This window comes from Marinisporobacter balticus, from assembly GCF_004345705.1.
Lineage (GTDB): Bacteria > Bacillota > Clostridia > Peptostreptococcales > Thermotaleaceae > Marinisporobacter > Marinisporobacter balticus.
On the sequence record NZ_SLWV01000001.1, the window covers coordinates 74,204 to 95,362 of the forward strand.

Consider the following 21,159-nt stretch of genomic DNA (forward strand, 5'->3'; position numbering starts at 1 on the left):
TTGGATCCCCAACCACTATTTATACTGAATCAAAGATTTTACATCATAACCTTTTAAAGTTTCTCTCCCTTTTAAGTAAGTTAGTTCCATCAGACATAGTATGCCCACAACCTCCCCACCTAATTGTTCCACTAATTTCACAGTTGAGCGTAGTGTTCCTCCTGTTGCAAGTAAATCATCTGTAATGATTACCCTTTGCCCAGGTTTTATAGCATCTTTATGCATTTCTAAAGCATCACTACCATATTCTAAGTCATATTCATGTTTTATTGTTTCAGCAGGCAATTTCCCTGGCTTTCTCACGGGTATGAATCCTTTTTTAGTGGCATAAGATAGAGGTGTTCCAACAATAAAACCTCTAGATTCTGGTCCAACAATTAAGTCAAATTCTTTATCTTCAATAGTTTTTACCAATTGATCTATCATATCATGAAAAGCTTCTCCATCTTTTAGAAGGGTTGTAATATCCTTAAAACTAATTCCTTTCTCTGGATAGTCCTCAATTTCCCTTATTTTCTCTTTTAAATTCATTAAAAACGCCTCCCTTATTTATCCACAAACCCAGTTGATACTTTATTACACAACATTAACCTTTCAAATTAACCTACTTTCAATCATATATAATTTCACATATACAATTTATTATATGACATATTATAAGCCTATTCAAGGATAATCCAAAATAAAAAAATAGTGACCCCAAAGGTATCACTATTTTTTATAAATTTATTCTTAATTTGCATCATATCTTCCCCTACGAACTTCCCAGTTTTTCCATGAAACCCAAATCGGACTTGCAATAAATATAGAAGAGTATGTTCCTGTTATAATTCCTGCTACTAATGGAAGTGCAAATTCTCTTATAGACTCTACGCCAAAAATATATAACGCAGTAATGGTTATTAAAGTTGTTAAAGAAGTATTAATAGATCTTCTGATCGTTTGGTTAATACTTGTATCTACGATCTCAGTGTAGTTTTTCTTTTTCATAAATTTAATATTTTCTCTTATTCTATCAAAAACAACAATGGTATCATTGATAGAATATCCAACAATTGTTAACATGGCTGCTACAAAAGAACTATTCACTGGAATTCTAAAGATGGCAAATATAGCAAGTACGACTAAAATATCATGGATCAATGTGATAATAGCTGATGCACCAAATTTGAACTCAAATCTAAAAGTGATATATATCAGCATGCCTAAAGATGCAATGGCAACAGATAAAAGCGCCTTGCTTTGTATTTCTTTTCCAATCGACGGACCAAATTGTTCTGCTGCTCTAAGGTCATTATCTTTCAAATTATATTTTTCTTTAAAAGCTTCAAATATTTCTTGTCTTGCATTATTATCTAAATCCTTTTTCGTTTTGATCATAATTTCTTGCTTTTCTTCCCCTACATGAAGAATATCTGCTTTCAAGTCAAATTTTGATGTGATCTGCTTCACTTCATCAACAGCTACTTCTTTCCCTAAATGGATCTGCATCATCGTTCCACCGGTAAAATCTATTCCTAAATTAAATCCCTGAACCATTCCCATTATCAACCCAATAACAATAATAGCAATAGAAAGGCTAAACCATAATTTCTTTTTTTCAATTACCTTCATTATCCTATACTCCCCTTTCTATGCTCCATATAATTTTGTATTCTTAAATATGTCAATACTAATAAATAGCTTTAATAAGAATTTTGTTACAATAACAGCTGTAAACATACTTGCCGCAACACTGATCATTAACGTTACCGCAAAACCTCTAATCGTTCCTGATCCAAATTGATAAAGAACAAATCCTGCAATCACAGTTGTTACATTAGAGTCTAGTATTGTAGTTAACGCCTTAGAAAATCCAGAGCTTACTGCTGCTCTAAGGGTTTTCCCATTTCTAATTTCCTCTTTTATTCTCTCAAATATAATCACATTTGCATCAACAGCCATACCAATCCCTAAAATCAAACCTGCTATACCAGGTAATGTAAGGACTGCACCAAAACCTACCAATACATAAAGCACAATTAATATATAAATTAATAAAGCAATATTCGCAATAAATCCTGGTACTCTATAATAAATAAGCATAAAAAGGAATACCAAAGCAATCCCTATTCCTGCAGCATATATACTTTTATTTAAAGAATCCATTCCAAGTGTAGGTCCTATAACAGACGTTTGTACTTCAGTTAACGTAACAGGTAGTGCCCCGCCTCTAATAAGGGCTGACAATCTAGATGCCTCTTCAATTGTAAAATTCCCTGTAATAGATGCTCTTCCATTTGCAATCTCATCTGAAACAGCTGGAGCAGATATAATTTCTTTATCTAGTACAATACCGATAATTCTTTCTGGTGAACCTTGGGGGTGTGATGCGGCTTCTTTTGTAGCTTTTTGAAAAAGCTCTGCTCCTTCACTAGTAAACTCTAATGAAACAGAAGGAATATTCCCTCTATCCTTTTCAAATCCCACTTCTGAATTTTTCACTTGCTCACCCGTTAGTATTACTTCACCTTTTGCATTTATAAATTGTAGCTGGGCTACTGTTCCTAACGACGCAATTGCTTCTTGCGCATTTTTCACCCCCGGTAGCTCCACTCTTATTCTTTTTGTTCCTTCTCTCATAACATTAGGTTCTGTTAAACCCATTGCATTCACTCTTCGCTCTATAACTTCTTTTGTCTGATTCATAATCTTATCCAATTCTTTTCCAGTCGTATCTGTTTGTGCTTCTAAAACAACAAAGACACCACCCTTTAAATCAAGTCCTAACTTCATCATTTGTTTAATTGAACTTACTTTAACATTGCCAACTTCAAGCCCCTTCATTCCAGCGACAGCTCCTGTAGCAACAATGGCAATAATCAATAGCAAGATGATTGCATTTTTCATTTTCATAACTTCTTGTCCTCCTTTTTTACTCATAAAAGTATTATATACCTTGTATGAAATGTGGTCAATCCTCATAGAAGGATAATTTATCCACCTATTTATTTCTATGTTTATTTGCTAATGCGACATAGTTTATTGCAGATTTTTTTAGCTTTTTTCTATCTTCTTCTGTCAATTCTCTCACTACTTTTGCAGGTGAACCCATAACTAATGTATTAGAGGGAATCTTTTTCCCGGGAGGAACAATAGACCCTGCTGCAATTATTACATTTTCACCAATTTCAGCACCATTAAGTATAATGGCACCCATTCCTACTAATACATTGTTACCAACCTTACATGCATGTACAATAGCGTTATGCCCTATAGTCACATTATCTCCAATAATCGTTGGAAAATCTTTTGCAATGTGTACAGTGCAATTATCTTGTATATTGGTGTTTTCTCCAATAGTGATATAATTATCATCTCCACGAATAACGGTTCCATACCAAACATTTACATTTTCTTTCAATTTTACTTTTCCTATAATTGTTGCATTTTCAGCTACGTAGCAACTTGGATGAATTTCTGGCATAATTTCTTCATATGCTATAATCATGTTTTCCCTCCTATTGATTCATTAATTTTGCTTGGATTACCAAGGAACACTCTATTCTTTTTTTCTCCATTTCGCATCCTAATTCATAAGGCTTATGAATATCATGATTAAAATTGTACGCATTAGCATGACACCCACCGCTACAATAAAACTTTGCCCAACAGTTATTACACTTTTCTTTATTATATACATGCGCATTGCTAAAATCTACTTGTGTGCATTTCTTGATACTGCCTTCCGTTACATTTCCCATAAGAAAATCTTCATCTCCTACAAACTGATGGCATGGATAAATATCTCCTTCTGGCGTAATTGCCAAATACTCTGATCCTGCTCCACATCCTGACAATCTTTTGACTACACAAGGTCCTTGATCTAAATCTAGCATAAAGTGAAAAAATGTAAATCCATTTCCTTCTTTTTGTCTTTTTATATATTCATTTGTAAGCACTTCATATTGATTAAAAATAGTTTCTAGATCTTCTTCTTTAATTGCATAGTCATAACAATCTTCCGTTACTACTGGTTCAACAGATGTATTGTCAAATCCTAAATCTGCTAAGTGTAATACATCCTTTGAGAAATCCAAATTTTCTTTTGTAAAGGTACCCCGAACAAAATAGCTCTTTCCATTTCTTATTTTCGCCATTTTTAAAAACTTAGGGACGATTATATCATAGGTACCACTTCCATTTACTGTATATCTCATGTTATCATTTACTTCTTTTCTTCCATCTATACTTAATACTACATTGTCCATATTTTCATTAATATATTGCATATTTTCATCATTTAATAATACACCATTTGTAGTGATTGTAAACCTAAATCTCTTCTTACTTTCTTTTTCTCTGCTTCTTCCATAGGCAACTAATTTTTTAACAACATCAAAATTCATGAGTGGTTCTCCACCAAAGAAATCGACCTCAAGGTTTCTTCTACTACCTGAATTCTCTATCAAAAAATCTAATGCTTTCTTTCCCACTTCTTCACTCATCAAACTTCTTTGTCCTTTAAAGTCCCCTTGGGAAGCAAAACAATATTTACATAAAAGATTACAATCATGCGCTATATGCAAGCATAATGCTTTTACAACAGGTTGTCTATTTTTAAATGCTGGATGATTTACGTAAGTATCTTCAGTAAATAATAATCCCTCATTTTCCAAAGTTTTTATTTCATATATCGCTTCTACTAGCTGTTCTTTTTTGTATTTGTCACCAAACTGTTCTATGATTTCTTCTACAGTTTTTTCTTTATAACCGTCTAAAATATCATATACAATTTTATCTATCACATGAACAGCACCACTATTTACATCTAATACAATCCTTGTATCGTCTTGCGTAAACTTGTGTATCATTTATGATCCTCCTTTATTTTAAAACACAATACATTTAAAAAACAGTAATATTGGCATATTACTGTTTCTTAATATGTATTATTTATTTTCACACGCTTGGTTAGCTACTGTACAAGAAGTCTTACATGCTGATTGACATGAAGTTTGACATTCCCCACAGCCACCTTTAACAGCGCTTTCTTTTAGTGTAGCTTTTGTCAATGTCTTAATATGCTTCATACTACTTTCCCCCTCTAGAATGATTTCAACTAAATTATAACATAAAGGCGTTTGTTATCAAAGATATTTATTTTAAATTTACCCCGATCATTCCACCAACCCCACCTGACACAATCCCGATTATACTTTTTACAAGAACCGTTCTTCCTATTGTAAAATCAGCAATCAGTACCCAACTCATGAAAATAATCAGCATGACATAAATCAATCCTACCAATGCACCATTAAACCAACCTTTTTTTTTCATCTTTGATCCTGTAACCATGCCACATGTTAAACTACTTATAACCATGGTAATTGAAACAACTATGGGTATAATTGACTCTGAAATATTCGTATAAGTAATCAAAAGTGCTACAATGATAAGTATAAACAAAGCAACAATGCATGCAAAAAGTATCGCTTTCACATAAACCCCTACAACACTGCCTCTACCTGTTTCTATATTATTTTTGGCTTTCACCCCTTCACCCCCAAAAGCATTCTTATAGCATATTTATGCTCCATTCTTAAAAATATTACAGCAATATAAGAACCCTTTAGTTTCTTTAAAATATTCAAAAAAAAGATGCCCTAAAGGTCATCTTTTTTCACACTATTTAATATCATCACTTTTCACTACACTACCCACTGCCCATCTAGCAATTTGAAGTTTCACTTTATCGCTTCCTACTTCAAGGATTACCATTTCATCTTTTACTTTTGCGATTTTCCCATGTATGCCACCTATTGTTGCAATATAATCTCCAACTTTTAAACTATTCCTCATGTCTTTTACTTTTTTTTCTCTTTTTTTCTGAGGTCTAATAATTAAAAAGTAAAATATTGCAATAAATGCAGCCGTCATAAAAATCGGCGAATATGCTGGATTCATGTGTCTATGCCTCCCTTATATATATGTATATATTTATAGTTATTCAACATATAAATTAAAAATCCTCTTATGTTTTGAAAATTTTATAGATCATAACCATATCTTTCAAAAAATTCTTTTCTAAAATCTAGTAAGCAATCCGCCTTTATTGCCTCCCTCACATCTTTCATGAGATTTAATAAGAAATAAAGGTTATGATAACTAACTAATCTTCCTGATAAGATCTCCCCTGCTTTATATAAGTGTCTTAAATACGCCCTAGAGTAGTTTCTACAAGTATAACAATCACAATTTGGATCTAGTGGTCCAAAATCTTCTGTATACTTAGCATTTTTTATAACCACTTTCCCTACTGAAGTCATTGCTGTACCATTTCTAGCAATTCTTGTAGGTAAAACACAATCAAACATATCAATGCCTCGTATTGCTCCTTCTATTAAGCAATCGGGACTTCCAACACCCATAAGATATCTTGCTTTATCTTTGGGCATCAGTGGTGTCGTATAGTCTAACACTTCATACATAAGTGGTTTTGGCTCCCCTACACTTAATCCGCCAACAGCATATCCTGGAAAATCTAGTGCAGTTATTTCTGCTACACTTTGTTCTCTTAAATCTTTATACATACCTCCTTGAATAATACCAAATAAAGCCTGTGTATCAGGATTTCTATGGGCTTCTTTACATCGCTTTGCCCACCTAGTTGTTCTCTCAAGTGAGTTTTTCACATATTCTCTATCTGCTGGATAGGGTGCACATTCATCAAATGCCATAATAATATCTGCTCCTAATGCATTTTCAATCTCTATCGCTTTTTCTGGGCTAATAAAATGCTTAGAACCGTCTATGTGAGATCTAAACTCTACCCCTTCTTCAGAAATCTTTCTTAAATCCCCTAAGCTGAAAACTTGAAATCCACCACTATCCGTTAGAATCGGTTTATTCCAATTCATAAATTTATGTAATCCGCCAGCCTTCTCTACAAGCTCGTGTCCAGGTCTTAAGTACAAATGATATGTATTGCTTAAAATAATTTGTGCATTTATTTCTTTTAATTCTTCTGGTGTCATGGTTTTAACCGTTGCTTGCGTCCCTACTGGCATGAATATAGGCGTCTCAATTGTGCCATGCGGGGTATGTAAGCGACCTAATCTTGCACCGCTCTGTTTACATTCTTTTATAAGTTCATATTTTACAGCCATTCCATAAGCCTCCTAAAGTATTCTATATTCTGTCTAGATAATACACATAGCATCTCCAAAGCTAAAAAATCTATATTTATCCTTTACAGCTTCTTCATAAGCACCTAGGATTGAATTCCTATCACAAAAAGCGCTCACGAGCATGATGAGCGTAGACTCTGGAAGATGAAAATTGGTAATCAATCCATCAATAACCTTAAATTTGTATCCTGGATAAATGAAAATATCTGTCCATCCTTGACATTCACGGACAATCCCTTCTTCATCAGCAATACTCTCTAAAGTCCTCGTAGAAGTAGTTCCTACCGAAATAATTCTTCCGCCATTTTCTTTTGTATGATTAATTGTATCTGCTGTTTCTTTGCTTACCATATAAAATTCTGAATGCATTTTGTGTTGTAGTATATCTTCACATTTTACAGGACGAAAGGTTCCTAATCCAACATGTAATGTAATATAAACTATTTCAACCCCTTTTTCTTCTATCTTTCGGAGTAATTCATTTGTAAAGTGAAGTCCTGCGGTAGGTGCTGCAGCAGATCCTTCGTGCTTTGAATATACCGTTTGATATCTTTCTTGATCATTTAAAGTTTCCTTTATATATGGAGGTAATGGCATCGTTCCAAGTTTGTCCAGAATTTCTTCAAATATACCTTCATATTCAAACGCTACAATTCTTGAACCTTCTTCTCCCATGTCAATAATATGCGCCTTTAATATACCGTCTCCGAAAACAATCGTATCTCCTATTTTTGCTTTTTTTCCAGGTTTAACCAAAGTTTCCCATCTATCTTTATCTATTCTTTTTAAAAGCAAAAACTCTACTTTTCCACCTGTATTTTCTTTTACACCAAAGAGCCTAGCAGGTAGTACTCTTGTATTATTTAATACAAGACAATCCCCTGGCTTTAAATATTCAATGATATTTTTGAATAACTGATGCTGAATTTCCCCTGTTCTTCTATCCACAACCATCAATCTAGATGCATCCCTATTTATTAAAGGGGTTTGTGCAATCAATTCTTCAGGTAAATCAAAATAATAATCACTTGTTTTCATTTTTAAAACTCCTTACTTGATGTTAGTTCCTGTATAATAGTGTGTTAAAATTTGTTCATAGTTAAAACCATCTTCAGCCATTTTCTTTGCACCCCATTGACTCATACCGAGTCCATGTCCCCATCCTTTTCCTGTAAATGTATATTGATCTACATTTGCATTTGCATTTGAAGCAATCAGCTTATATTCTTTCCCATTGCTTACATATTTATTTGCTACTTCAAATTCTTTCAAGCCTTGCGCTGTGAGAATATACTTACTATTCATATCTATTGCTTCAGCAGGCTGATTCAAATCATATAATACCATGATGTTTGCATTACGCTCGCCATTTGTACCCATATCAAACCAAGTACTTTTAATACTATTATTCCCAAACATGCTTCTAATTTTCCCTTTTTCTAAAATTTCACTTCCACTTGTCCCATAAAAAGCTAATTTTAAAACTCTACTATTTTTTGAACGCTCCTCCACAACTATATTTTGAAGTGTTCCTACAGATAAACCATTGGATGCTAAAACACCTTCAATTTCCTGTTTTGTATAAACTTTGACCCATGTATCATTAGGTGCCCCAATTGAATACGGATCATCCACCCCTCTTAAGTATCCTACTGGATTTGACCAAACATTTTCACTATCTTCCGTATGTCCCCCACTATTTGAATGATAAAAGGCTGTCACCACTTTTCCATCATAGGTTAATAATGCTCCTCTTGTTTCATCTACTGCCATCGTACTTCTTGATTTTTCACTATTATACCCACCATACACCTGACAATGGCTAGAAGCACACACATCAAAGCCATAATTCTCATGTCTATTTAGATTGACAACAGCATAGCTTCTAGCAGCAACAGCTTGTGCCTTTTGCGCTTCAATAGGCCAATCTCCTGACATTTCTCTAGGTACTACACCATAAAGATACTCTTCTATATCTAATCGGTTAATCACTGTTAAATCACTACCTATATATCGATGTATAATGATACTTCCTCTAAAGCTTTTTCCATCTAATTGAATGATTCCATTTGAACTTTCTTGTGGAATTGCTTTAAAAGCATAAACAACATCATCCGTATTGTACATAAATGATACTTTACCATATTTGTTTAAAACTTGGACTCTTTTATCATCTTTAGTAATAATTCTCAAATCCGCATTTTGGATCAAAAGTTTTATATTTTTAGACGTCTCTTCAGCCTCTGAAACACTCGTATAACATCCAACCCAAACATGCCAACCATTTTCATAAGCAAGATAAGGATGTTCCATCATATTGGGTAGCTCATTAAGAAAATTCTCAGCTTCTTGTTGATTACTAAATTCATTTCCAATTTGAATATGAACAGGTCCTTCAATATTTTTATTACCACTTCCACTTTGACTATCAAAATCATACGTAATAAATGATCCATTTACATTTATAAAATAATCATCTTTTCTAACAATAATATCTTCAAAGAATTGCATGATACCCTTAAAATTATCTCCTTCATAATAACCTAACGCTAAACCATTAGGTGAAGCTAGAGAAACGACAGGTGTTGCACTCTCGCCAAATCGAATACCTACTTTAATTTGATCTTGAATCTTTCCTTCATTGGCATCGGTTTGAAGTGGTAAAATCATCAGCACTATTATTACTGCTAAAATTTTAGAAAGAAGCTTTATCATCTGCATCACCATTCCTCTTAATGATCTATAGGTAATCCTAAATGTTCATACCCTAATCTTGTTACAATTCTTCCTTTAGGCGTTCTTTGAATAAATCCCAATTGAAGCAGATACGGCTCATACACATCTTCAATTGTGTTTCGCTCTTCTCCAGTAGATGCAGCTAATGTATCTAATCCAACAGGTCCTCCATCAAATTTTTCAATGATGGTAAACAATATATTTTTATCTACATTATCTAATCCTAAAGGATCAATCTCTAAAAGCATTAAAGCATCTTTAGCAATTTCAATGTTAATTGTTCCATTTCCTTTTACTTGTGCATAATCTCTGACTCTTTTTAAAAGTCTATTTGCAATACGGGGTGTACCTCTAGATCTTTTAGCAATCTCTATTGCAGCTTTTTCGTCGATTTCTATCCGCAATATGCTCGCAGATCTTATAACAATGTTCTTTAAATCCTCTTTTTCGTATAATTCAAGTTTACAAATGACACCAAAACGGTCTCTTAAAGGCGCCGTCAATAATCCAGCCCTTGTAGTTGCACCAATTAAAGTAAATTTTGATAACTCTAATCTTATCGATCTAGCACTAGGTCCTTTTCCGATAATAATATCTAGCGCATAATCTTCCATTGCAGGATATAATATTTCTTCTACACTTCTATTTAATCGATGAATTTCATCTATAAATAATACATCATTTTCGCCAAGATTCGTAAGTATTGCAGCCAGATCCCCTGGTCTCTCAATGGCTGGCCCTGATGTAATTCGAATACTTGTTCCTAATTCATTTGCAATGATACTAGATAATGTCGTCTTTCCTAGTCCCGGTGGACCATACAATAACACATGGTCTAGTGGTTCCTCTCTCATCTTAGCAGCATCGATAAAAATTTTCAATTTCTCCTTAGCCTTATACTGTCCAATATAATTTTCTAATCTTTTTGGCCTTAAATTGTTTTCCACTTCACAATCTTCATTTCTAAGAGAAGTGGTGATAATTCTATTTTCATCCATATTCTGAATCATCTATCTCCCTCTCTTCAATCTACTTTGAAAGAAATTTTAATGCTTTCTTAATCACATCTTCAATATTTCCACAAGCATCTTTCACATAATCAACAGCCTTTTTTGCTTCGCCCTTTGTATATCCCAAAGCTACCAATGCACTTATCGCTTCCTCAGCATCGTCGTTTTCATTATGTATTTGAGAAATAAGAGACGGCTCCATCACTGCAATCTTTAAATCCACTTTATCTTTTAATTCTAGTATAATTCTCTGGGCTGTTTTCTTACCTACCCCTTGTGCCTTTGTAAGGCTATGTGTATCTTCAGCAACAATAATTCCAACTAAATTACCCATTGGAATAGAAGATAAAATACCTAAAGCTACTTTAGATCCAATCCCATTTACAGTAGTTAATAACCGAAACATTTTCAATTCTTCTCTCGTAGAAAATCCAAAAATACTCATGTCATCATCTCTAACAATAATCTGTGTGTATACAATAACTGCCCCAAGTTTTGTTTTTAAGTCTGCAATAGATTCATTAGAAGTATAGATTTTATATCCAATATCATAATTGTCAACAACAATATACTCTTCCCCAATGAATTCTAAATTGCCTTTAATATATTCAAACATTTAAGAATCCTCCATGCTATTTAATCTTAAACTATCCCCTAAATCCACCTGAATGGGTCAGTTCTTTTTATTGTACCATATAAAAACAAAAATGTACTCATTTGAGTACATTTTAACTACTATAATCTTCTAATATCTGATTAATTTCATCTCTCTTCTTCTTTATAATCCCCTTTTTAATGTATTGTAAATCCATCTCACCTAGTGACGATGTAGGGATTTCGGTTTGCTCTACAAGTATGTTCTCTCCATCCTCATTTACTTTGAATATAGCAATATATCCATTGTATTCTTTTGCTAGATAATAATTGGGCGGAATTCTGTCTGTCTCTTGGTACAATTCCACTCTATTTTTGTTACATTGCCTTATATTCCATTCTACATAATTTTCCTTTAAGTAAGTTTGTAGTTCATCAAATTTTCTTCCTATCAATTGATTTGGTAGCTTACTTTCTTTTGTCACCATATCTCTTGTATTTTTGTAATAGGTACTAAATACAATTTGTATATCATCTGTCACAACATTTACATTCTCAACAATCGGCTCTCTATCCTCTGTATTTTCTTCTTGATGATCCTCTTGAGGCTTTTGTTGATTTTCCTTGTTTTGATTTTGCGTATTATTTTGTGGTTTCACATTTATTCCACCTAAGCTAATATTCTTCATATTTCTTTTCTTTATATGTTCTGACATCTCTGGATCATTTGTGAGATATCCATATACAAATCCTATTATAAGTAGAATCAAGCATCCAGCAAAAATTTTACCTCTTTTTCTCCGCCTTCTTCTCCACATAAAATCCCTCCTAGTCTATCTAGGAGTAGATTATTTCCAAATCCCATTAATTTATGCAAAATCTTCAGATTTATTTTCCACAAGTAGTCATGATTCTAGCAAAGTTTTTCATGTCTATCTTTGGCTAAAAAGATTGATATTGTTAGTCAATATTAACGATTTGTAAATAGAAGGCACTGGGCAAAAAGTCTTTCGTATCCTTCTGATGCGCCTAGCTCCATGTAATCCATTTGATGCGCTAATTCCTCAATTTGTTGCTTTGCATCAATAGACATAAGCGCCATATATGCTCCTGTTTTAGAAGAATTCCCTACATATACAAGTTTATCCTTGATCTCTTCTGGTAAGATACCTGTTCCCACTAAACTATCCGCAGACAAGTGGGATCCAAATTGTCCTGCTATCATAACTTTATCAAGTTTATGCATATCAATATTTGCACGTTTTAGTAAAGCGTAAAAACCAGAAAGAATAGCTCCTTTTGCTAATTGTACCTGCCGAACATCCGCTTGGGTAATCAATAGTTTTTCTGGGCTACGCTTTAAAACAAATTCTCGTTTTCTTCCATCTAATTGGATCATATCATAGCGATAATCTGTTTCTTCTAGTTTTTCTTTTTTTATGAATGCTCCGTCTTTTTTTATAACCGCTATGCGAACCAACTCTTTCACCGCAGCTAATATCCCACTTCCACATATTCCTATAGGTTCTTCATTACCTATAACTTTCATTTCAATTCCATTTTCAGTAATTTTCACATCTTCAATTGCACCCTCTGCTGCCCGCATACCTGAACTAATATTCATACCCTCTAAAGCTGGCCCCGCCGCGCAAGAGCAGGATAATAACTTTCCATGATTAGATAAAACGATTTCTCCATTCGTTCCAATATCTATAAATAGAATATTTTTGCTAGCTCTATGTAATTCGCAAACATATGCACCTGCTACAATATCCGCACCTATATAGGATGAAACCGATGGCAGACAATATAGTCTTGCCCCTACATGCGCCTTTAAACCAATATCATTCGCTCGTATATTTTTTGATTTTACAAATACTGGTGCATATGGAGACTTTCCAATATCTGTTGCATCAACCCCTAAAAGAAAATGCATCATTGTACAATTTGCTGCAATAGCAATCTCATAGATATTTTTTCTATCTATTTTTGATTGATTACACATATCTTCAATCATCTCATTGATAGCATTTACAATTGCATGTTTCAGCTCTTCTTTAGCATCCTTTGGATGCTCTAGTACATAGCTTATTCTAGTTAAAACATCCATACCAAACTTCTTTTGTGGATTAATCATCGAAGCTGTACCCAATTCATTCCCTGTATTCATATCAATCAATGCCGTTACGACCGTTGTAGTTCCAATGTCAATAGCAACTCCATAAATATTTTTTTTTGTATCGCCTGCCTCAATTCCAATTAAATCCTCCCCATTAAAAACACCTGTGACTTTTCCATATATCATTTCATGTTGCTGTAATAATTTCCAGTCGCATTTTTCAATACCAAATGTATTACATATAGAATCTTCTAATGAAATTTGATTTTCTAATGTAGGTTTTTTTATTTCAAAGATCTCTTTATGAATTGCAGGATTAAAATCGAAATCAGGCATATATCCCGTCGTAAGTATCTCATGCTTTCTTTCTTTTTGTAAAATTTCAATTACAATATCTTCTTGTGGTACTACAAGACAAGATAACCTTATACCTGCATTCATTTCTTCTTTTTTTAAAAGTTTCCGTTCAGTTTCTGAGAGATCAGGTAAGTTTCCTTCTAGTAGTCTAATCTTACATTTTCCACATGAACCTTTTCCATTGCACGGATTATCGACGAAAACTTCATTTTCTAACAGAAGTTGTAACAAATTTTTATTCGGTACATATTCAAACATTTTATTCTGTTGCTCAATAAAGATCTTAGGCATCTATAACTGCATCTCCTTTTGTTAGAAATTATAGCATTGATTTCCTATTTTTTTCTTGCATCACTCACTCATATTTACTATAGAATCAAAGCTTAAGACATCACTTCTTATTTTATTCACCTGCGCATATACATTCTTCATTTGTCTACATATATGTACAATAGTACCTATGTTTTCTTTTTTAACACTATCAATCATCTTGTTAATATATTTTACAGCAAATTCTTAGCTAAATAATCTTTCTTTTAGTGATACTACCATAATCCTCTCTATGCTATATCAAGTAATTTTTTCGCTAATCTAACTGCATCCACTGCATTATCAGAATAACCATCTGCACCAATCTTATCAGCAAATTTCTTTGAAATTGGTCCTCCACCTATCATAACTTTAACATTTTCCCTTATACCAGCTTCTTTTAACAACTCTATAACTGTATTCATTCCATCCGAACTAAGATGCGGTCTTAGAATTGATAAACCTTCATACATTGCATCTGAGCATAATAATACATCAGTAACAAAATATTCTTCATCATCATATAATTGACTTGCACGGTTCATGCCATCTACAAGACCTTCCATGATACCATCATATGCAGCGTATCCTGCTTCTAGATATTCATTACTTGCTTTAATCACATCATCTTCTTCCATATCTACTACACCATCTGATAATCTTTTTAATAATTCTTCTTTTGTTACTGACATGGTTTTTCCCTCCATCTTTTATTGATTAATATATTTTTATTTTATAAGAAATTTTTTGAATCTAGTGGCCACTTTCCATATTTTCTAGCAGAAGCCATAAATTGATCAACATTGCCGAATCTTTCATAACAAGCAATCTGTGCTCGGGCTTCATTTAAAGCTGTGCTTCTTTTTTCCTTGTGAGTCATTCCTAATGCTAGTCCAGACATGGAGCAAGTAACTGGCATAGATAGAATTCTGTCCATAGGTTTTCCTGTCATAAATGCAGTCAATCGTTCATTTGGTGTCATCTGATCATCTTTGTGCATATAATGCCCTCCCTTTGTCAATTCGGTTTTCTTCAAAACATTTACTTATTCAGATCTTTTTTTTTCGTATTCACAATTAAAGTAAATTAATGGTTTTAATAATCCCATCTTTTAATTCAAACGCTTTGTTTTTAACACACATTTGTCCAACAAATTTTGCTTTGCCAATCACTTTTATACAAGCTTCGGAATATTTTATAGTTTCTCCAAGATCAATATCTTTCCATACGGCTTTGTCTGTTCCTAATAATGCAAAAGTCGTTTTAGGGCAAAGTAATAAAATGGTTTCATTACTAATCATTGCTTCTATCCTTTTTAATAGTGGATAGGTAAACATTTCTACCACTTGTTCTGAGAATTTGGGCCCTAAAATATTTAATCCTCCAGAAGAATCCGCATAACTAATCATATTGACCCCTACTTTTTGGGCTTCTTCCGTAAAACGTACTATTTCATCTTGTAACTTATCAAAAATTTCTTTCATAACCGCTGGATTTTTTCTAAAAATCTTAAACACATAGCGTGAATCCATTAAGACATTCATGATTGTAAAAGGGCCTGAAATATACAAAACCACATTTTCTCCTTCTTCTCGTAAACATTTACATGCTTTTAAAACTTCCGCGATCCGTCCTTTTGAATAATCAATTTGGGGTAAGTTTAATACTTCCTCTGCATTTGTACAAATATAATCTTTTGCTCTTGGTCCTATGTTCTCATCCCCAAAATTGATACTTCCACCCATTGCTTCCCCTTCAACAGTATGGCAAAATGGCAATTCACAAAAATTTCTATCATCATATTTTTTCAATTCTTTGGCAAGTAAGACCATACTTTCCCCATTTTTATAAGCTTCTGGAAATTTCAAGCCTGTTTTTTCTGTGACTTCTTTATTGATCCCCACAGCATTATCATACGTACAATTAAAGTCAATCATTTTCCCCATTCTGACCCCTCCTACTTATTCATGAAATATTTCAAATATTTTTTCTTTCCTTAAGTTACTACCAATGACAGCTATTTTTGTTTCCTTACATTCTTCTATATATTCCCAATGATAATGATGTGGCGTAAAATCAAAGTAAATAAACTGGTTTGTATCAAGTTTTAACATCCCTTTCGCTCTCAACACAAAACCATACGTCCTATCCTTTAAAGAAGTAAATATTTTTTCCATGTCTTTTACTGAAAAAATTCTTGGATTACTAACAGCACAGTTACTAAAAATTTTATTAGCAGGCATGGATATCGCATTTTCTTCGAAATCGTTTTCCAATTTTTTAACTGTATTTAATATTTCAATTATTTCTTCACCTGGATAAGAATACCAATCTTCCTTAAAAATAAATGCGGATTGATTATTTATTCTTATTTTAGTAATTACCTTTTCAATTTCATTGTGAGATATTTTATCAAAGTAGCTTAAAAAAATAATATGTGCATTTCGAATTTGATCTACATAAAATCCACCAAAGTTCTCCAAATAATCATCGAATGCACTTGCATCTACAATCGTTATTAAATGATTTATTTTTACACTGAAATCTGAATTTTTAGAGATTTTATTACAAACCTTTATAATATCTGATAAGCTTCCAACACCAGATGGCTCTATCAATATATGGTTTGGTCTATATTCTAAAACTAACTCTTCTATGGCTTTTTTAAAATCTTGTACCAAACTACAACAAATACAACCAGCATAAATCTCTCTAATAGGCAACTTGTCCTCAATCAAGTCTGCATCAACGCCAACATCGCCAAATTCATTTTCAATCAAAACAGTTTTTCCTTCTATATTTGGAATAATTTTTCTCAAAAATGTAGTCTTTCCAGCTCCCAAAAAACCTGAAATAATATTTATATTAATATTCAATATAAACCTCCTTTGTAACTAAAGTCTTTTTTTCCTGCTGTTTTACCGTTCGCAAATTTCTAAAACAATCGCTCTATATCTATAAAATCCTATAGATACCTTAAAGAAAATTTTATCATTTGTAAAAATATCAGTCTAATTGCTATTTTCTATCTTAAATATTTGTTTATAGATTATTTCTATAATAACAAAATAACAGTCTAGAAAAAGCGACTTTGACATATAGACACTTAATATCCATATATTTATATAAATAAAAAAAAGAGAGTATTTACTCTCTTAATAATCATTGGCGGGAATATGTGAGAATCGAACTCACCTAAGACGCTCTTAACGCCTCAAACTGGTTTTGAAGACCAGAGGCAACACCAGCCACCATCTACTCCCATGTATTTTGTTTTTATTCGTACTAATTAATTATAGCATACTCCTACTGATTACGCAAGAATACCGCTGTCGTTTTTAATAAAATTTTGTCATCCTCAAAATACTCATGAAAACAATGTGTATGCTCTTTCATCCATGCACTCTATCATTATTAACCTCTTATAAGTTATTCCCATCCTACTAGCTAATTATACTTACAATTAAACCCTCTAACTTTAAATGTTAGAGGGTTTTATCATGTTCTATACTTACCTAAGCTTCTTCTTATCTCCAGATTTAGATATTCTATTTTCCCAAAATTCAGCATTTTCAATTCCTAATGCTTTAGGATCAAATGTGTATTTTTCCACGCCATTTGCCATTTGTTTTTCATAATCTTTAAGTGCTGCGAATGCAGGCTTACGTAGCATTATAATCGCAATGATATTTAACCAAGCCATCATTCCAACCCCTACATCACCTAGTGCCCAAGCCAATCCAGCCGTCTTAACAGTTCCATAGAAAGTAGCACCTAATAGCATAACTCTTAAACCAGAAATCATCCAACCATAGCTTGGTCCAAATTTTCTGATCAAATATGCTACATTCGTTTCAGCTATATAATAATATGCCATTAATGTTGTAAACGCAAAGAATAGAAGTGAAACGGCAACAAATGCACTACCAAATCCTGGAAACATCGATTCTACAGCATTTTTCGTATACGCAGGACCAATATCAACATTCGATAAATTTTCTACTATAAATCCACCAGCAGGACTTACAACATTATACATTCCTGTAATCAAAATCATAAATCCAGTTGCAGAGCATACAAACAATGTATCGATATATACGGAGAACGCTTGTACCAAACCTTGTTGCGCAGGATGCGGCACTTCAGCAGCAGCTGCTGCTTGCGGGCCTGTACCTTGACCTGCTTCATTTGAATAAATTCCACGTTTTACTCCCCAAGAAATTGCCATACCAAAAATCCCTGCAAATGCTGGCTCTAAAGCAAATGCGCTTTTAAAAACTAATGTAACTACTTTTGGTAGTTCAGAAATATTCATGAAAATTATAACTACAGCGACAAGGATATATGCACCAGCCATGAATGGCACTATAATTTCCGCAGCTTTTCCTATACGCTTAACGCCACCAAATACGATTAATCCTAAAACAGCAATTAAACCAAAACCTGTAATCATTGGACTAATCCCAAATGCATTCTCTAAACCTGCACCAATACTATTTGATTGAACTCCAGGTAAAAACAGCCCAACACCAAGTATAGTTGCAACAGCAAATGTTATGCCATACCATTTAATTCCTAATCCTTTTTCAATATAGTATGCTGGACCTCCACGATACTCTCCGTTTTGTTCTTCTTTGTAAATTTGTCCCAAAACAGATTCTACATATGCTGAACCAGCACCTAAAAACGCAATCGTCCACATCCAAAATAATGCACCTGGACCTCCTAATGCTATCGCAGTAGCAACACCTGCTATATTCCCTGTACCCACACGTCCTGAAATCGCAATAGAAAATGCTTGGAACGATGTTACTCCTGTTTCAGATGTTTCTCCACCAAATAATAATTTTACCATTTCTTTAAGATGTCGTACTTGTAAGAAACGTGTTGCGAAAGAAAAATAAACCCCTACCCCTAAACATAAATATATTAGTGCTTTACTCCAAATAATACCGTTCAAAAAATCTACAATCTGATTCACTGAAATTCCTCCTTTTTTTTATATTTTTTGAACATTACAAAAATATTATAACATATTTCCCTACACATTTCTACTGTTTTCTACGCATTCCTACAGACGAACTAATATTATTTCTAAATTTTAATCTTTTTTTGTTATTTTTCAATTTTACTTTGAAAAGAATGATCCACTCGTATATAATTAACTATGTAGGCCTATCTATCTTCTATAAAAGATTTTCATTTTATAGCTCTCATGCATATACAATAGATCTCATTGAACTAGTTTACTTTTACCATTTAGATAAACAAACATATTAAGAAAGGAAGTATGAAATGAGTATTTTAACAGTGAAAAATCTAAGTCATGGATTTGGAGACCGTGCAATTTTTAATAATGTCTCCTTTAGACTTTTAAAAGGCGAACATATCGGGCTCATTGGAGCCAACGGAGAAGGTAAATCCACTTTTATGAACATCATCACCAGAAAATTAGAACCTGATGAAGGAAACATCGAATGGTCAAAACGTGTTCGAATTGGTTATCTAGATCAACATACTGTACTTGAAAAAGGACTTACAATCCGCCATGTCCTAAAAAATGCATTCAAATATCTCTTTGATCTTGAAACTGAAATGAACCAAATATGTGATAATATGGCTGATGCTACACCAGAAGAGCTTGAGCGAATGCTTGAAGATCTAGGTACAATCCAAGATGTTTTAACACATAATGACTTTTATATCATTGATTCAAAAGTTGAAGAAATTGCTAGAGGACTAGGATTAGATGGTATTGGGCTTGATAAGGATGTTCATGATCTTAGCGGTGGACAAAGAACAAAGGTTTTACTTGCAAAATTGCTCCTCGAAAAACCAGATATTCTTCTTTTAGATGAACCTACAAACTATTTAGATGAACAACATATTGAATGGCTAAAACGTTATCTTCAAGAATATGAAAATGCTTTTATTTTGATTTCTCATGATATTTCATTTCTAAATAGTGTTATCAACTTAATCTATCATATGGAGAATCAAGAATTAAACCGTTATGTAGGTGACTATGATAATTTTTTAAATATTCATGAAGCAAAAAAACAACAACTTGAATCTGCCTATAAAAAACAACAACAAGAAATTGCATCATTGAAAGATTTTGTTGCCAGAAACAAAGCAAGAGTTGCCACTAGAAACATGGCAATGTCTAGGCAGAAAAAACTTGATAAAATGGATGTAATCGAACTTGCTAACGAAAAACCAAAACCTGAATTTAACTTTAAACAATCTAGGGCTTCAGGAAAACTGATTTTTGAAACAAAAAACCTTGTTATTGGATATGATGAACCTCTTTCTAAGCCTTTAAATCTGTGTATGGAACGCGGACAAAAAATCGCACTTATGGGCGCAAATGGGCTTGGAAAAACGACCCTACTTCGAAGTATTTTAGCTGAAATCAAAGCCATTTCTGGATCTGTTGAACTAGGAGATTATTTGCATATGGGCTATTTTGAACAAGAAATCAAAGAAGCCAATTACAAAACGTGTATTGAAGAAACATGGCAAGAATTCCCTTCTTATACGCAAGCTGAAATTCGCGCTGCCCTCGCCAAATGTGGTTTAACCACCCAACATATAGAAAGTAAAATTCTTGTGTTAAGCGGTGGAGAACAAGCAAAAGTACGTCTTTGTAAGCTACTTAATAGAGAAACAAATTTATTGATTCTAGACGAACCAACAAACCATCTAGATGTTGATGCAAAAGAAGAATTGAAACGTGCCCTTCAAGAATACACGGGTAGCATCCTTCTTATCTGCCACGAACCCGAATTTTATAATGACATCGTAACAGATATATGGAATTGTGAGTCTTGGACAACTAAAATAGTATAGCAGCAAAAGGCTA

The 21,159-nt window shown here is 33.2% G+C and carries 21 protein-coding genes, 1 tRNA gene and 1 pseudogene; 1 reads left to right on the plus strand and 22 read right to left on the minus strand.

Translation table 11 applies throughout. From position 1 onward, the window contains the following. Window positions 1-15: 15 nt before the first annotated feature. The 22 genes and pseudogenes from EV214_RS00360 to EV214_RS00455 all read right to left on the minus strand — a co-directional run bounded on the left by EV214_RS00360 (window position 16) and on the right by EV214_RS00455 (window position 19,275). A complete protein-coding gene (locus EV214_RS00360) occupies window positions 16-531 on the minus strand; it encodes an adenine phosphoribosyltransferase (RefSeq protein ID WP_132241555.1) in 516 nt (171 codons plus the stop codon). Window positions 532-732: 201 nt separating this feature from the next. Further along, window positions 733-1,614, minus strand: coding sequence for a protein translocase subunit SecF (gene secF / locus EV214_RS19020; protein WP_243116516.1), 882 nt, complete (start codon window positions 1,612-1,614; stop codon window positions 733-735). Window positions 1,615-1,632: 18 nt separating this feature from the next. Next, window positions 1,633-2,895, minus strand: a complete 1,263-nt coding sequence (secD, locus tag EV214_RS19025; RefSeq protein ID WP_243116517.1) for a protein translocase subunit SecD — start codon at window positions 2,893-2,895, stop codon at window positions 1,633-1,635. A gap of 88 nt (window positions 2,896-2,983) precedes the next feature. After that, complete coding sequence (locus EV214_RS00370) at window positions 2,984-3,490, minus strand: gamma carbonic anhydrase family protein (RefSeq protein ID WP_132241557.1); 507 nt, start codon at window positions 3,488-3,490, stop codon at window positions 2,984-2,986. Window positions 3,491-3,500: 10 nt separating this feature from the next. Beyond that, complete coding sequence (scfB, locus tag EV214_RS00375; RefSeq protein WP_132241559.1) at window positions 3,501-4,853, minus strand: thioether cross-link-forming SCIFF peptide maturase; 1,353 nt, start codon at window positions 4,851-4,853, stop codon at window positions 3,501-3,503. A 78-nt stretch (window positions 4,854-4,931) separates the two neighbouring features. Then, window positions 4,932-5,072 carry a six-cysteine ranthipeptide SCIFF gene (scfA, locus tag EV214_RS00380; protein ID WP_132241561.1) on the minus strand — a complete coding sequence of 47 codons (141 nt, stop codon included), beginning with the start codon at window positions 5,070-5,072 and terminating at the stop codon, window positions 4,932-4,934. Between the two features lie 67 nt (window positions 5,073-5,139). Continuing rightward, on the minus strand, window positions 5,140-5,535 hold the full coding sequence (locus EV214_RS00385) for a TIGR04086 family membrane protein (RefSeq protein WP_165916149.1): 396 nt from the start codon (window positions 5,533-5,535) through the stop codon (window positions 5,140-5,142). A 132-nt stretch (window positions 5,536-5,667) separates the two neighbouring features. Next, on the minus strand, window positions 5,668-5,946 hold the full coding sequence (gene yajC, locus EV214_RS00390) for a preprotein translocase subunit YajC (protein WP_132241565.1): 279 nt from the start codon (window positions 5,944-5,946) through the stop codon (window positions 5,668-5,670). Window positions 5,947-6,029: 83 nt separating this feature from the next. Further along, the gene (tgt, locus tag EV214_RS00395) at window positions 6,030-7,148 is read right to left on the minus strand and encodes a tRNA guanosine(34) transglycosylase Tgt (protein ID WP_132241567.1); all 1,119 of its coding nucleotides are present in this window, start codon (window positions 7,146-7,148) and stop codon (window positions 6,030-6,032) included. Window positions 7,149-7,181: 33 nt separating this feature from the next. Then, complete coding sequence (gene queA / locus EV214_RS00400; RefSeq protein WP_132241569.1) at window positions 7,182-8,207, minus strand: tRNA preQ1(34) S-adenosylmethionine ribosyltransferase-isomerase QueA; 1,026 nt, start codon at window positions 8,205-8,207, stop codon at window positions 7,182-7,184. A 12-nt stretch (window positions 8,208-8,219) separates the two neighbouring features. After that, complete coding sequence (locus EV214_RS00405; RefSeq protein ID WP_165916150.1) at window positions 8,220-9,890, minus strand: SpoIID/LytB domain-containing protein; 1,671 nt, start codon at window positions 9,888-9,890, stop codon at window positions 8,220-8,222. 11 nt (window positions 9,891-9,901) lie between these two features. Next, the gene (gene ruvB / locus EV214_RS00410) at window positions 9,902-10,915 is read right to left on the minus strand and encodes a Holliday junction branch migration DNA helicase RuvB (protein WP_330571207.1); all 1,014 of its coding nucleotides are present in this window, start codon (window positions 10,913-10,915) and stop codon (window positions 9,902-9,904) included. Window positions 10,916-10,934: 19 nt separating this feature from the next. Next, window positions 10,935-11,531 (minus strand): Holliday junction branch migration protein RuvA, encoded by a 597-nt coding sequence (ruvA, locus tag EV214_RS00415; protein WP_132241573.1) that lies wholly within the window; start codon window positions 11,529-11,531, stop codon window positions 10,935-10,937. Between the two features lie 112 nt (window positions 11,532-11,643). After that, a complete protein-coding gene (locus EV214_RS00420; RefSeq protein ID WP_132241575.1) occupies window positions 11,644-12,327 on the minus strand; it encodes a BofC C-terminal domain-containing protein in 684 nt (227 codons plus the stop codon). 152 nt (window positions 12,328-12,479) lie between these two features. Continuing rightward, window positions 12,480-14,276 (minus strand): ASKHA domain-containing protein, encoded by a 1,797-nt coding sequence (locus EV214_RS00425; RefSeq protein WP_132241577.1) that lies wholly within the window; start codon window positions 14,274-14,276, stop codon window positions 12,480-12,482. Window positions 14,277-14,336: 60 nt separating this feature from the next. Then, window positions 14,337-14,489, minus strand: a pseudogene (locus EV214_RS19535) (uroporphyrinogen decarboxylase family protein); the annotation flags it as partial. A gap of 56 nt (window positions 14,490-14,545) precedes the next feature. Continuing rightward, window positions 14,546-14,986: a B12-binding domain-containing protein gene (locus EV214_RS00435; protein ID WP_132241579.1), complete on the minus strand. Its 441-nt coding sequence runs from the start codon at window positions 14,984-14,986 to the stop codon at window positions 14,546-14,548. Between the two features lie 41 nt (window positions 14,987-15,027). Further along, entirely contained in the window at window positions 15,028-15,294 is a 267-nt protein-coding gene (locus EV214_RS00440; protein ID WP_330571208.1) for a hypothetical protein, read from the minus strand. A gap of 76 nt (window positions 15,295-15,370) precedes the next feature. Beyond that, window positions 15,371-16,240 carry a uroporphyrinogen decarboxylase family protein gene (locus EV214_RS00445; protein WP_132241581.1) on the minus strand — a complete coding sequence of 290 codons (870 nt, stop codon included), beginning with the start codon at window positions 16,238-16,240 and terminating at the stop codon, window positions 15,371-15,373. 15 nt (window positions 16,241-16,255) lie between these two features. Next, complete coding sequence (locus EV214_RS00450) at window positions 16,256-17,170, minus strand: GTP-binding protein (RefSeq protein ID WP_132241583.1); 915 nt, start codon at window positions 17,168-17,170, stop codon at window positions 16,256-16,258. Between the two features lie 290 nt (window positions 17,171-17,460). Beyond that, window positions 17,461-17,557, minus strand: a tRNA-Sec gene (locus tag EV214_RS18570). Between the two features lie 248 nt (window positions 17,558-17,805). Further along, window positions 17,806-19,275 carry an alanine/glycine:cation symporter family protein gene (locus tag EV214_RS00455; RefSeq protein ID WP_207669591.1) on the minus strand — a complete coding sequence of 490 codons (1,470 nt, stop codon included), beginning with the start codon at window positions 19,273-19,275 and terminating at the stop codon, window positions 17,806-17,808. Window positions 19,276-19,589: 314 nt separating this feature from the next. Here EV214_RS00455 and EV214_RS00460 point away from each other — a divergent pair, with 314 nt between their 5' ends. Beyond that, on the plus strand, window positions 19,590-21,146 hold the full coding sequence (locus EV214_RS00460) for an ABC-F family ATP-binding cassette domain-containing protein (RefSeq protein WP_132241587.1): 1,557 nt from the start codon (window positions 19,590-19,592) through the stop codon (window positions 21,144-21,146). The last annotated feature ends 13 nt before the right edge of the window (window positions 21,147-21,159 follow it).

Coding starts and splice junctions, on each gene's coding strand:
- secD (WP_243116517.1), bottom strand. CDS start 2,895: ATGAAAATGAAAAATGCAATCATCTTGCTATTGATTATTGCCATTGTT.
- scfA (WP_132241561.1), bottom strand. CDS start 5,072: ATGAAGCATATTAAGACATTGACAAAAGCTACACTAAAAGAAAGCGCT.
- EV214_RS00425 (WP_132241577.1), bottom strand. CDS start 14,276: ATGCCTAAGATCTTTATTGAGCAACAGAATAAAATGTTTGAATATGTA.
- ruvA (WP_132241573.1), bottom strand. CDS start 11,531: ATGTTTGAATATATTAAAGGCAATTTAGAATTCATTGGGGAAGAGTAT.
- tgt (WP_132241567.1), bottom strand. CDS start 7,148: ATGGCTGTAAAATATGAACTTATAAAAGAATGTAAACAGAGCGGTGCA.
- EV214_RS00435 (WP_132241579.1), bottom strand. CDS start 14,986: ATGTCAGTAACAAAAGAAGAATTATTAAAAAGATTATCAGATGGTGTA.
- queA (WP_132241569.1), bottom strand. CDS start 8,207: ATGAAAACAAGTGATTATTATTTTGATTTACCTGAAGAATTGATTGCA.
- EV214_RS00405 (WP_165916150.1), bottom strand. CDS start 9,890: ATGCAGATGATAAAGCTTCTTTCTAAAATTTTAGCAGTAATAATAGTG.
- ruvB (WP_330571207.1), bottom strand. CDS start 10,915: ATGATTCAGAATATGGATGAAAATAGAATTATCACCACTTCTCTTAGA.
- EV214_RS00420 (WP_132241575.1), bottom strand. CDS start 12,327: ATGTGGAGAAGAAGGCGGAGAAAAAGAGGTAAAATTTTTGCTGGATGC.
- EV214_RS00440 (WP_330571208.1), bottom strand. CDS start 15,294: ATGCACAAAGATGATCAGATGACACCAAATGAACGATTGACTGCATTT.
- scfB (WP_132241559.1), bottom strand. CDS start 4,853: ATGATACACAAGTTTACGCAAGACGATACAAGGATTGTATTAGATGTA.
- EV214_RS00460 (WP_132241587.1), top strand. CDS start 19,590: ATGAGTATTTTAACAGTGAAAAATCTAAGTCATGGATTTGGAGACCGT.
- secF (WP_243116516.1), bottom strand. CDS start 1,614: ATGAAGGTAATTGAAAAAAAGAAATTATGGTTTAGCCTTTCTATTGCT.
- EV214_RS00360 (WP_132241555.1), bottom strand. CDS start 531: ATGAATTTAAAAGAGAAAATAAGGGAAATTGAGGACTATCCAGAGAAA.
- EV214_RS00370 (WP_132241557.1), bottom strand. CDS start 3,490: ATGATTATAGCATATGAAGAAATTATGCCAGAAATTCATCCAAGTTGC.
- EV214_RS00445 (WP_132241581.1), bottom strand. CDS start 16,240: ATGGGGAAAATGATTGACTTTAATTGTACGTATGATAATGCTGTGGGG.
- yajC (WP_132241565.1), bottom strand. CDS start 5,946: ATGAATCCAGCATATTCGCCGATTTTTATGACGGCTGCATTTATTGCA.